Below are 12,077 nucleotides of genomic sequence, written 5' to 3' on the forward strand. Positions count from 1 at the left end.
CCATGGGCCTCCACGCACCGGACGCCGCGATCCTCGAGGCCCTCGAGCGCCTTGCCGTCGAGGTGTGCCTGGAGGCGGGGCGACTCGTCGTCGACGAACGTCCCGCCAACCTCAGCGTCGCCAAGACCAAGAGCACAGCCACCGACGTCGTCACGATCATGGACCAGCGGGCTCAGGACCTGTTGCGCTCCCGGCTGCACGACGCCCGGCCCCAGGACGGTTTCCTCGGCGAGGAGGAGGGCGGCACCGATGGCCGCTCGGAGATCACCTGGGTGGTCGACCCCATCGACGGCACGGTCAACTACCTCTACGGCATCCCTTCGTATGCCGTGTCCGTGGCCGCCGTCGTCGGTGACCCGACCACGCCGGGGGCGTGGCGACCGGTGGCCGGGGCTGTCGTCAACCCGGTGACCGGTGAGCTGTTCCACGCCCGGGTCGGCGCGGGGTCGTGGCTTCGGGTGGGCGACTCGACGGGGACCCGACTGGAGATCGGTAACCCGCCCCAGCTCGGTCACGCCCTCGTCGGCACGGGTTTCGGCTACGACCCGTTGCGTCGCGACTGGCAGGCCCGCGTGCTGCTCGAGGTCCTGCCGCAGATCCGCGACATCCGCCGGATCGGAAGTGCCGCGCTCGACATCTGCTCGGTCGCCGCGGGGGGCCTGGACGGCTACTACGAGCGGGGGCTCAACCCGTGGGACATGGCCGCGGCGTGGCTGGTGCTCACCGAGGCCGGAGGCGTGTTCTCGGGCCTCGGCTCCGAACCACCCAGCGAGGCGATGGTGGTCGCCGCGGCGGCCACGCTGCATACCGAGCTGCACGAGGTGGTGCTGCGCGCGACCGAGCTGGCCGGCTCCGAGGTCACCGGCGGCTAGCCCCCGGAGTGCCCTGGAGGGCCTGACAGCTGGTCAGGCTGCGCTGTAGTTGGTGAGCTCGGGGATGCGCAGGCCGTGCTCGTCCGCGAGGCGGGCCAGGCTCTCGAGCTCGGCTTCACGGACGGTGGCGAGGTAGTCGTCGCCGGACTCCTGGGCTGTGCGCAGGGACTGTGCTGCGCGGGCGGCGCGCTGGGTGATCTCGGTGTGGAACTCGGTCATCGTGCACCCCTCTCTTCGTCATTTCACGAGTCGGGTCGGCCGGGCCGGAGGTGAGGACTCTACGGGTACACCCGGCATTCGTGGGAGTTGGGGCTGCCCGATCTAGGTGAATCTTGGGTGAACCCAGACCTGCGCTTGGCCGCGGCTTGGCACGTCCCGCAGGGGTCGCGAGAGGCACTGGAGGGCCGAATCTGGACCCGATGGTGACGTGGCGCCCCGGATAGGGCACAATCCCCGCCTGCGGTGGGCACAAAACCGCAGGCACCATCGTTAACACCGGCGACTCGTCTTTCCGATGCACGGGGAGACACAGATCACCGACACAACAGGGAGAGCGACAGCGACCATGGCGACTGACTACGACGCGCCGCGCAAGACCGACGACGAGCTGTCCGAGGACTCGATCGAGGAGTTGAAGTCCCGCCGCGTCGACAAGAGCGCGTCCAGCGTGGACGTCGACGAGACCGAGCAGGCCGAGGGCTTCGAGCTGCCTGGTGCGGACCTGTCCGGTGAAGAGCTCTCGGTGCGGGTCATTCCGCGCCAGTACGACGAGTTCACCTGCTCACGGTGCTTCCTCGTGCACCACCGCAGCCAGCTCGCTTCCGAGTCCGGCGGCCAGATGGTGTGCCGGGAGTGCGCCGCGTAGGTGAGCGGTGACACCGTGAGCCGCCCCCCGGGTGACACGATCCGTGACACGGGGACGATCGGTGCCGAGATAGGGTCAGTCCACGTGACTGGCCCTTCTCTCGTTCCCCCGTCGACGGTCCCGGTCGGCGTGCGCCGCCTCGACGCCGGGCTGCCACTTCCGTCCTACGCCCACCCCGGCGATGCAGGAGCGGACCTGTGCGCCGCCGCCGACCTCACCCTCGAGCCGGGGGAGCGCAGCCTGGTCCCCACCGGGGTGGCACTGGCGATCCCGGACGGCTGGGTCGGCCTCGTCCACCCCCGCTCCGGCCTGGCGGCCAAGCACGGGATCAGCATCGTGAACGCCCCGGGCACGGTCGATGCGGGCTACCGGGGCGAGATTCTCGTCAACCTGATCAACCTCGACCCGCGTGACGCCTTCACGGTCCGTCGTGGCGACCGCATCGCCCAGCTGGTGGTCCAGCAGGTCGCGCGGGTGGAGTTCCTCGAGGTTGATTCGCTCGAAGCCACCTCACGGGGCGACACTGGACACGGTGCCAGTGGCGGCTTCGGCGACCACACCCAGACAACGAAGGACTGACACACCAGTGGGCATTTTCCGACGAGGCAAGAACACCGACGCGGCTGACGTGGAGGACCTTGACCAGCCCGTCGACGAGACGGTGGAGGAACCGGTCGACGCGACCGTTGACGACTCCGTCGACACGGTCGAGCGGCCCGGGGCCCAGGGGCCGTTCGACTCCACGGAGGTCGACGTCGACGGCGACGGACGGCTGGACCTCGGTGCCCTGCGCATCCAGGGGGTCCCGGGCATGGAACTGCGTCTGGAGGTCGACGAGGCGGCCAACCAGGTGGTCGGCGCCACTGCCGTCATCGGTGACTCCGCGGTCCAGATCCAGGCCTTCGCCGCGCCCAAGACGTTGGGCATCTGGGACGACATCCGCGCCGAGATCGCCGAGTCGATCCTGGCCCAGGGCGGCACCGCAGACGAGGCCCGCGGTCCGTTCGGCACGGAGCTGCGCACCAGAATGCCCTCTGCCGGGCCTGACGGGCGCACCGTCTTCGCCCCAGCCCGTTTCGCCGGGGTGGATGGACCCCGATGGTTCCTGCGGGCGGTCTTCTCCGGCCGTGCCGCCATCGAGGACGAGGCGGCGGCGCCCCTGCTGGAGGTCGTGCGGAGCACCGTCGTCGTCCGTGGCGACGCCGCGATGGCGCCCCGCGAGATGCTGTTGCTCAAGCTTCCTGAGCAGATCGAGGTGCCTGAGGTCGACGGTGCCCAGGCCGGTGGTTCGCCGGCCGACGTCGACAGTGCCGACGCGCAGCGGGCATCCGGACACGTCGACGACCTCAAGCCCTTCGAACGGGGTCCCGAGATCACCGAGGTCAGGTAGGACACATCATGGCCACCAAACAGCCCAGCACCGTCGCGCAGCATCCTGCGCACGGCCGCAAGTCGGCGTTGTCCCGGCTCGGGGAGCGGCTCACCAAGTCGGTCACCCAGATCGAGGCCGACGAGCTCAAGGAGGATGCCGCCCGGATGGGCTGCACCCCCATGTCCGACCTGTTGGACCGCCAGGAGGCGACCGTGTCGGGCACGGTACGTGCGGTGACCCTGCGCCCCCGCGTCAACGTCCCTGCGCTGGTGATCGACCTCTACGACGGCAGCCGCACCATCAACCTCATCTGGCTGGGGCGGCGGACCATCGGAGGCATCCAGCCGGGCACCTACCTGCGCGCCCACGGACGGGTGACCTACAGCCGCGGCATCCCCACGATCTTCAACCCCTCCTACGAGATCGTCCCGCTGCGTGCCCACTGAACTGAGCTCCGGCGCCACCGTCGAGGAGCTCATCCGCCATCGCCTGTCGACCGCCCTGGGTGGTTGGCGCGGCTCCGTGGAGACGGCCCTGCCCACTGTGGCCTTCGTCGTCCTGTGGGTGTGGCGCCAGGACCTGACGACGGCCATCGTCGCCTCGGTGGTGGTGACCGTGGTCCTTGCCGTGGTGCGGATCGTGCAGCGGCAGAGCCTCCAGTACGTCCTCTCGGCCGTGTTCCCCACGGCCATCGCGGCCTTCTTCGCCCTGCGCAGCGGTCGCGCCCAGGATGCCTTCCTGCCCGGCATCATCTGGAATGCCGTGATGCTCGCGGTGGCGACCGTGTCCGTCGCGGTCCGGTGGCCGCTGGTCGGCTTCATGGTCGGCGCCGGTGACCCGCGGATGGCCGACGACCCGGTCGGCTGGCACCGCGACCGCGGGCTGGTCCGGGTCTGTCAGCGGCTGACCCTGGTCCTGGTCGGCCTGTTCGTCCTGCGGTTGCTCATCATGGTGCCGCTCTACCTGGCGGAGCAGGTGGCCCTCCTGGGCGTCGCGAAGGTCGTCCTCGGGTGGCCCCTGTGGCTGGCAGGCGTCGGCGTGATGGGCCTGTTGCTGGTCAAGGGACACACGCCGCCAGAGCTCGACGACGGGACGATGGACGACTCCGAGACGCAGGAGCCCGTCGCGTCGGACGAGTCAGAGCTGCGAGCCTGAGCCGGCCGAGCACCCGGGCGACCGAGCGCGGGGGCTCAGGTCACTCCTCGCCGCGCGGGACCCGCTGACCCGGGCTGAGCATCGCCTCGAGCTCGTCCTCGAACTCGGGCGTCGAGATGAACAGCAGCTCGTCGTGCGGCTCGAGCGAGTCGTCCCTGCTGGGGGCGATGGGGTGGTCCTCGCGGATGATCCCGACCAGCACGGTCTCTCCCGGGAACGCCACGTCACCGACCCGCTTGCCGGCATACGGGCTCTCGGGGGGCAGGGTCAGCTCGACCATCGTGGCCTTGCCCTGCTGGAACTGGAAGATGCGGACGAGGTCACCGACGCTGACGGCCTCCTCGACGAGCGCGGTCATGAGGCGTGGGGTGGACACCGCGACGTCGACACCCCAGGCCTCGTCGAACATCCACTCGTTCTTGGGGTTGTTGACGCGGGCGACCGTGCGCGGCACACCGAACTCGGTCTTGGCCAGCAAGGAGACCACGAGGTTCACCTTGTCGTCACCGGTCGCCGCGACGACCACGTCGCACTCGGCCAGGCCGGCCTCGTGCAGGGCCGTGATCTCACAGGCGTCGGCGAGGAGCCAGTTGGCATCCGGGATCTTGCTTGCCTGGACGTCCTTGCGCTCCCGGTCCATGAGGAGCACCTGGTGGCCGTTGTGGAGGAGCTCGCGGGCGATCGAGCGGCCCACGCTGCCTGCCCCGGCGATGACGACGCGCATGCTTCTTCCTTACGGCTCGGTCTGGCTCAGTGCTCGGTCACGAGGGGCGGTGAGTCAAGGGTGCGCTCGACGGAGGCGAGCTCGCTCGCGAGGCTCGCGAGGTGGAGGAGGTCTCCCTCCTGGAAGACGCTGTCGGTCCCCGGCAGGATCGCGGCACCCAGCCGCGTCAGGTAGGCCGCTCGGCTGCCGGTGGCCTCCTCGAGCTCACTGATGCGGTGGCCCACCCAGGCGGGGTTGACCGTCACCTCTGCGATGACGACGTTGCCGGAGGGGTCGACGAGCTCGGGGACGTGTCCCTGGGGAAGCAGCCGGCGCAGCATCTGGTCCGCCGTCCACTTCACCGTGGCCACGGTGGGTATGCCGAGCCGCTGGTAGACCTCGGCGCGACCGGGGTCGTAGATGCGCGCGACCACGTGCTCGACACCGAAGGTCTCGCGGGCCACGCGGGCCGCGAGGATGTTGGAGTTGTCACCACTCGAGACAGCCGCGAACGCGTAGGCGTCAGCGATCCCGGCTTCGTGGAGGGTGTCCCGGTCGAACCCCACGCCGGTGACCCTGCGACCCTCGAAGGCGGACCCCAGCCGACGAAAGGCCGACTCCTCCTGGTCGATGATCGCGACGTCGTGGCCCTGGCTCTCGAGGCTGAGCGCGAGGGAGGAGCCCACTCGGCCGCAGCCCATGATGACGAAGTGCACGACGCCGACGCTACACCGCGGCCTCCGGCGTCCGCAGGGCGCCGCGCAGCCGTGGATGGCGCGCCCTAGAGTGTTGGCCGTGCCCACCTCTGGACGTGTCGTCAAGCGCGTGCTCGTCGGACGCGCGATGCGCAGTGACCGTCTGGGCGAGACGCTGCTCCCCAAGAGGCTCGCCCTCCCGATCTTCGCGAGCGACGCGCTGTCGTCGGTCGCCTACGCGCCGGACGAGATCTTCCTGACCCTGGGACTCGCAGGCGGCTTCCTCGCCCTGACCCACTCGTGGCAGATCGGGCTGTGCGTGGTCGGCGTCATGCTGGTCGTGGTCGCGTCCTACCGACAGAACGTCCACGCCTACCCCTCGGGTGGTGGCGACTACGAGGTGGCCACCACCAACCTCGGGCCGAAGGCTGGTCTGACGGTGGCCGCGGCGCTGCTGGTCGACTACGTGCTGACGGTGGCGGTGTCGATCTCCTCGGGTGTCCAGAACGCCGCGGCCGCGCTGCCGTTCATCCGCGGCCACGAGGTGATCGTGGCGGTCGGCCTGGTCGCGTTGCTGACGGCCATGAACCTGCGTGGGGTTCGCGAGTCGGGCAAGGCGTTCGCCATCCCGGTCTACGCCTTCATGGCGAGCGTCCTCGGAATGGGCGTCGTCGGGCTGGTCCGGGAGGTCGGCGGGACGCTGCCCCAAGCCGAGAGCGCCAGCCTGACCCTCGCCCCGGAGAAGGGCTTCGCGTCGCTGGGCAGCTTCGCCATGATGTTCCTGCTCCTGAGGGCCTTCTCCTCGGGCTGTGCGGCGCTCACGGGTGTCGAGGCGATCTCCAACGGCGTTCCGGCCTTCAAGAAGCCCAAGTCCCGGAACGCCGCGACCACGCTGCTGCTGATGGGGCTGGTCTCGATCACCATGTTGATGTCGATGCTCGTCCTGGCGAAGTGGACCGGCATCAAGTTCGCCGAGGACCCCCACACGCAGCTGCTGAAGCCGGACGGTCGGCCAGTCCCCGCCGACTACGTCCAGGACACGATCATGGGGCAGGTGTCCAAGGCGGTGTTCTCCGGCTTCCACCCCGGCGTGATCATCGTCTCGATCGTCGCGGGGCTGATCCTCATCCTGGCCGCCAACACGGCCTTCAACGGCTTCCCGGTGCTGGGCTCGATCCTCGCCAAGGACGGCTACCTGCCCCGCCAGCTGCACACCCGCGGCGACCGGCTGGCCTTCTCCAACGGCATCCTCATCCTGGCTGGTGCCGCCGCGCTGCTCATCGTCATCTACCACGCCGAGGTCACCAAGCTCATCCAGCTCTACATCGTCGGTGTCTTCGTGTCGTTCACCCTCAGCCAGACGGGCATGATCCGGCACTGGAACCGGCACCTGCGGCTGGAGCGCGACGGCGCGGAGCGGCGCAAGATGATGCGGAGCAGGGTGATCAACGCGATCGGCGCCACGATGTCCGGGGTGGTCCTCGTCGTGGTGCTGCTCACCAAGTTCGTCCACGGCGCGGGCTACGCCATCGCCGCGATGATCGTGATCTTCTTCATCATGCTGCGCATCCGCAAGCACTACGAGCGGGTTCGCGACGAGCTGCGCCTCAGCGAGGACGACCTCGACGCCCAGCTGCTGCCGAGCCGCGTGCACGCGATCGTCCTCGTCTCCAAGATCCACAAGCCCACCCTGCGCGCGCTCGCCTACGCCCGCGCCACCCGGCCGTCCAAGCTCGAGGCCATCACGGTCAACGTGGAGCCGGATGAGACCAAGGCGCTGCAGGAGGAGTGGGACCGCCGCGACATCCCTGTGCCCCTCAAGGCACTGGACTCGCCCTATCGCGAGATCACCCGTCCTGTCGTCGAGTACGTCAAGTCCCTGCGGTCCGGCCATCCGCGGGACGTGGTCGTCGTCTACATCCCGGAGTACGTCCTGGGCAAGTGGTACGAGCAGGTGCTGCACAACCAGAGCGCCCTGCGGCTCAAGGGCCGGCTGCTCTTCACACCCGGTGTCATGGTGGCCAGCGTCCCGTGGCAGCTGGCCTCCTCCCAGGGGGCAGAGGAGCGGTTCGACGGCCCGACCGCGGGCTCGGTCCGACTCGGCCAGTGAGCGCTCCTCCGACCACACCAGCTGCCCTCGCCGTCGGCGACGTCGTGGTGCTCGACATCGGCCCTGTGGCCCATGGCGGCTTCTGCGTGGCCAGGCACGAGGGCCGGGTCGTGTTCGTCCGTCACGCGTTGCCGGGGGAGCGCGTCCACGCGCAGGTCACCGAGGCGCGCGAGGGTCAGCGCTTCGTGCGGGCCGACTGCGTCGAGGTGCTCGAGGCCAGCCCGCACCGGGTCGTCCCGCCCTGTCGGTATGCCGCGCCGGGACTGTGCGGCGGCTGCGACTTCCAGCACGCAGAGCTTTCCTACCAGCGCGAGCTCAAGACCGCTGTCGTCCGAGAGCAGTTCTCCCGGCTCGCCAAGCGGGACGTCGACGTGGCCGTCGATCCGCTGCCGGGCGACGATGCCGGACTCGGGTGGCGCACCCGGGTGGAGTTCGCCGTCGACGACGCCGGTCGGGCCGGGCTGAGGGGGAGCCGGTCCCACGATGTCATTCCCGTCGAGTCCTGCCTCATCGCGGACCCCCGCGTCCTGGCGACCGGTGTGCTGGCCAAGGACTGGTCCGGCGAGGTGGCCGTCGACGTCGCGGCACCGTCCGAGGGCGAGGCCGTCGTCGTCCCCGTCCCCTCCGGTGAGGCGGATGCTCCAGTCGTCACGGAGCGCGTTGCAGCACAAAGCTTCTCGGGCAGCTTCGAGGTGTCGGCTCGCGGTTTCTGGCAGGTCCACCCAGGGGCGGCCGCGACTTTCGTCGACACCGTGACCGACATGCTCGCCCCCCAGCCGGGTGAGACCGCACTCGACCTGTATGCCGGGGTGGGACTCTTCGCGGCGGCCCTGGCCGAGCGCGTGGGGGAGTCGGGCAAGGTCGTCGCCGTGGAGTCCGACACCGAAGCCGTGGCCTCGGCGGCGGGCAACCTCGCGGCATACCCGTCGGTGGTCGTGGTGCGGGCGCGAGTGGACGACGCGTTCGGTGTGCCACGGGCGCACCGGTCGGGCCCCGCGCGCAACCGCGCACAGCGTTCGCGCAAGCTGCGGCGGCACCCCTTGCTGCCTCTGCGCGCAGACCTCGTCGTGCTCGACCCGCCACGCACCGGAGCCGGCCGCGCCGTCGCCGCCCAGGTGGCGGCTCTGGGGCCCCGGGCGATCGCCTACGTCGCCTGCGACCCCTCGGCGCTGGCGCGGGACACGGCATTCCTCGCGGAGGAGGGGTACCGGCTGGGCGGGCTTCGGGCCTTCGACGCCTTCCCGATGACCCACCACGTCGAGTGCATCGCCCTGTTCGAGAGGACCGGTGCGTGATGCCGGGAAGCCGGCCGGCACGGGCTTGCACTTTCGCTGCGCTCGCCCGTGGAGCAGGATCAGGCACAGGCCTGACCGACGTGATATCTTGACGTCAAGATAAATCGGGTGCGCATCGAGCACGACCTGGTGCAGCCTCACAGCAACGATCCCAGAGCATCGAAGGAGCAGGCAGTGGCCAGCACGAACAGCTTCAACGCCCACGGTGAGCTGAAGGTCGGTGACAACTCCTACGAGGTCTACCGACTGAGCGCGGTCGAGGGCAGCGAGACCCTCCCGTACAGCCTGAAGGTGCTGCTGGAGAACCTCCTGCGCACCGAGGACGGTGCCAACATCACCGCGGACCACATCCGGGCCCTCGGCGCCTGGGACGAGAGCGCCGAACCCGACACCGAGATCCAGTTCACCCCCGCCCGCGTCCTCATGCAGGACTTCACGGGGGTGCCCTGCATCGTCGACCTGGCCACCATGCGCGAGGCAGTGGCCGACCTCGGCGGCGACCCGGCCAAGATCAACCCCCTGAGCCCGGCCGAGATGGTCATCGACCACTCGGTCATCATCGACGTCTTCGGCCGCGCCGACGCCTTCGAGCGCAACGTGGAGATCGAGTACCAGCGCAACGGCGAGCGGTACCAGTTCCTGCGCTGGGGCCAGACGGCGTTCGAGGACTTCAAGGTCGTGCCGCCCGGCACCGGCATCGTCCACCAGGTCAACATCGAGCACCTCGCGCGCACGGTGATGGTCCGCGACGGTGTGGCCTACCCCGACACCTGCGTCGGCACCGACTCGCACACCACCATGGTCAACGGGCTCGGGGTGCTCGGCTGGGGCGTCGGTGGGATCGAGGCCGAGGCGGCCATGCTCGGCCAGCCCGTCTCGATGCTCATCCCGCGCGTCGTCGGCTTCAAGCTGTCCGGGTCCATCCCCGCCGGTGCGACCGCGACCGACGTGGTCCTGACCATCACCGAGCAGCTGCGCGCGCACGGCGTCGTCGGCAAGTTCGTCGAGTTCTACGGCGAAGGCGTTTCGGCCGTGCCACTGGCCAACCGCGCCACGATCGGCAACATGAGCCCCGAGTTCGGCTCGACGTGTGCGATCTTCCCGATCGACGACGTGACCCTGGAGTACCTGCGCCTCACCGGCCGTTCCGACGAGTCGGTGGCGCTCGTGGAGGCCTACGCCAAGGAGCAGGGCATGTGGCTGCACGCCGGGCCCGACCAGCCCGAGGCGCGCTACTCCGAGCGGCTCGAGCTCGACCTCTCGACGGTGGTCCCCTCGATCGCCGGCCCGAAGCGCCCGCAGGACCGCATCGCGCTCACCGACGCCAAGGACGCCTTCCGCAAGGTGCTTCCCACCTACGTCGCGCACCACGAGGGCGACGCCGGTGCGGCCACCAGCTTCCCCGCGAGCGACCCCTCGCCGCAGGGCAGCACCGACGGCACCAACGGTGGCGACAAGCCGGCCTACGAAGGTGACGGCGCGGGTCGACCCACCAAGAGGGTGAGCGTCACCTCGGCAGAGGGAGCCACGTTCGAGATCGACCACGGCATCGTCTCGATCGCCTCGATCACGAGCTGCACCAACACCTCCAACCCGTCGGTCATGATGGCTGCGGCAATGCTCGCCAAGAACGCCGTGGACCGCGGGCTGACCGTGGCGCCGTGGGTCAAGACGTCGATGGCACCGGGCTCCAAGGTCGTCTCGGACTACTACGAGAAGGCCGGCATGTGGCCCTACCTCGAGAAGCTCGGCTTCCACCTCGTCGGCTACGGCTGCACCACCTGCATCGGAAACTCCGGGCCCCTCTCGGACGAGATCTCCGCGGCCATCAACGAGAACGACCTGGCCGTGGTCTCGGTGCTCTCGGGCAACCGCAACTTCGAGGGCCGGATCAACCCGGACGTGAAGATGAACTATCTCGCGTCGCCGCCGCTGGTCATCGCCTACGCCCTCGCCGGGACGATGGACTTCGACTTCGACGCCGAGCCGCTGGGCCAGGACACCGACGGCACCGATGTCTTCCTCAAGGACCTGTGGCCGACACCGGACGACGTGGAGCGGACCATCACCGAGAGCATCAACAAGGAGATGTTCACCAGCGACTACGCCGACGTGTTCGCCGGCGACGAGCGCTGGACGTCGCTGCCGACGCCCGAGGGCAAGACCTTCGACTGGGCCGACGACTCGACCTACGTGCGCAAGCCCCCGTACTTCGACGGCATGACCATGGAGACCACGCCGGTCTCGGACATCTCGGATGCACGGGTGCTGGCGAAGCTGGGCGACTCGGTCACGACCGACCACATCAGCCCGGCCGGTTCGATCAAGGCCGACAGTCCCGCCGGGACCTACCTCGCCGAGCACGGCGTCGACCGCAAGGACTTCAACTCCTACGGCTCACGACGCGGCAACCACGAGGTGATGATCCGCGGCACGTTCGCCAACATCCGGCTCAAGAACCTCCTGCTGGACGGCGTCGAGGGCGGCTTCACGAAGACCTTCGTCGACACTGCCTCCGCGAAGGCGGGCGAGCAGACGACGATCTACGACGCCTCGGCCGCCTACCAGGCAGCGGGTGTGCCGCTGGTCATCCTGTCGGGGAAGGAGTACGGCTCGGGCTCGTCACGGGACTGGGCTGCCAAGGGCACCCGCCTGCTGGGCGTGCGCGCTGTCATCGCCGAGTCCTACGAGCGCATCCACCGCTCCAACCTGATCGGCATGGGCGTGATCCCGCTGCAGTACCCGGCGGGGCAGTCCGCGGACTCGCTCGGCCTGGACGGCACGGAGACGATCTCGATCTCGGGCATCACCGAGCTCAACGAGGGCCGGACACCCAAGACCGTGAAGGTCTCCGCCGTCCGCGAAGGCGCCGACCCGGTGGAGTTCGACGCGGTCGTTCGCATCGACACCCCCGGTGAGGCCGACTACTACCGCAACGGTGGCATCCTGCAGTACGTCCTGCGGTCGCTCGTCAACAGCTGAGTCCCGCTGCGCTGCAACCGTTTTCGGT

12 protein-coding genes are annotated in these 12,077 nt (G+C 69.4%); 9 read left to right on the forward strand and 3 right to left on the reverse strand.

The features are described from left to right. Nucleotides 1-2: 2 nt before the first annotated feature. Nucleotides 3-872: an inositol monophosphatase family protein gene (locus AC1DWR_RS03430; RefSeq protein WP_477623656.1), complete on the forward strand. Its 870-nt coding sequence runs from the start codon at nt 3-5 to the stop codon at nt 870-872. Between the two features lie 33 nt (nt 873-905). Here the strand turns inward: AC1DWR_RS03430 and AC1DWR_RS03435 are convergent, their stop codons facing one another. Further along, nucleotides 906-1,091, reverse strand: a complete 186-nt coding sequence (locus tag AC1DWR_RS03435) for a hypothetical protein (RefSeq protein ID WP_477613157.1) — start codon at nt 1,089-1,091, stop codon at nt 906-908. 346 nt (nt 1,092-1,437) lie between these two features. On the opposite strand from AC1DWR_RS03435, the gene AC1DWR_RS03440 reads away from it, so the two are divergent. The 5 genes from AC1DWR_RS03440 (at nt 1,438) to AC1DWR_RS03460 (ending at nt 4,264) form a co-directional block, all read left to right on the forward strand. Continuing rightward, nucleotides 1,438-1,737 (forward strand): DUF4193 domain-containing protein, encoded by a 300-nt coding sequence (locus AC1DWR_RS03440; protein WP_056920802.1) that lies wholly within the window; start codon nt 1,438-1,440, stop codon nt 1,735-1,737. 84 nt (nt 1,738-1,821) lie between these two features. Further along, the gene (dut, locus tag AC1DWR_RS03445) at nt 1,822-2,316 is read left to right on the forward strand and encodes a dUTP diphosphatase (RefSeq protein ID WP_477613156.1); all 495 of its coding nucleotides are present in this window, start codon (nt 1,822-1,824) and stop codon (nt 2,314-2,316) included. A gap of 7 nt (nt 2,317-2,323) precedes the next feature. Further along, a complete protein-coding gene (locus tag AC1DWR_RS03450) occupies nt 2,324-3,127 on the forward strand; it encodes a DUF3710 domain-containing protein (RefSeq protein WP_477623657.1) in 804 nt (267 codons plus the stop codon). 8 nt (nt 3,128-3,135) lie between these two features. Then, nucleotides 3,136-3,555 (forward strand): OB-fold nucleic acid binding domain-containing protein, encoded by a 420-nt coding sequence (locus AC1DWR_RS03455; RefSeq protein WP_477613154.1) that lies wholly within the window; start codon nt 3,136-3,138, stop codon nt 3,553-3,555. Beyond that, nucleotides 3,545-4,264 (forward strand): DUF3159 domain-containing protein, encoded by a 720-nt coding sequence (locus AC1DWR_RS03460; protein WP_477613153.1) that lies wholly within the window; start codon nt 3,545-3,547, stop codon nt 4,262-4,264. The genes AC1DWR_RS03455 and AC1DWR_RS03460 overlap by 11 nt, the downstream gene beginning before the upstream one ends. 40 nt (nt 4,265-4,304) lie before the next feature. Here AC1DWR_RS03460 and AC1DWR_RS03465 read toward each other — a convergent pair whose 3' ends face one another. Together AC1DWR_RS03465 and AC1DWR_RS03470 are read right to left on the reverse strand one after the other, a co-directional pair. Continuing rightward, complete coding sequence (locus AC1DWR_RS03465) at nt 4,305-4,988, reverse strand: potassium channel family protein (protein WP_477613152.1); 684 nt, start codon at nt 4,986-4,988, stop codon at nt 4,305-4,307. A 26-nt stretch (nt 4,989-5,014) separates the two neighbouring features. Then, nucleotides 5,015-5,683, reverse strand: a complete 669-nt coding sequence (locus AC1DWR_RS03470; RefSeq protein ID WP_477613151.1) for a potassium channel family protein — start codon at nt 5,681-5,683, stop codon at nt 5,015-5,017. Nucleotides 5,684-5,738: 55 nt separating this feature from the next. On the opposite strand from AC1DWR_RS03470, the gene AC1DWR_RS03475 reads away from it, so the two are divergent. The 3 genes from AC1DWR_RS03475 to acnA all read left to right on the forward strand — a co-directional run bounded on the left by AC1DWR_RS03475 (nt 5,739) and on the right by acnA (nt 12,049). Continuing rightward, nucleotides 5,739-7,772 carry an APC family permease gene (locus AC1DWR_RS03475; RefSeq protein ID WP_477613150.1) on the forward strand — a complete coding sequence of 678 codons (2,034 nt, stop codon included), beginning with the start codon at nt 5,739-5,741 and terminating at the stop codon, nt 7,770-7,772. Beyond that, complete coding sequence (locus AC1DWR_RS03480) at nt 7,769-9,067, forward strand: class I SAM-dependent RNA methyltransferase (protein ID WP_477623658.1); 1,299 nt, start codon at nt 7,769-7,771, stop codon at nt 9,065-9,067. The genes AC1DWR_RS03475 and AC1DWR_RS03480 overlap by 4 nt, the downstream gene beginning before the upstream one ends. A 174-nt stretch (nt 9,068-9,241) precedes the next feature. Next, nucleotides 9,242-12,049 carry an aconitate hydratase AcnA gene (gene acnA / locus AC1DWR_RS03485; protein WP_477623659.1) on the forward strand — a complete coding sequence of 936 codons (2,808 nt, stop codon included), beginning with the start codon at nt 9,242-9,244 and terminating at the stop codon, nt 12,047-12,049. Nucleotides 12,050-12,077: the final 28 nt, after the last annotated feature.

This window comes from Pedococcus sp. P2_E2, assembly GCF_056403955.1.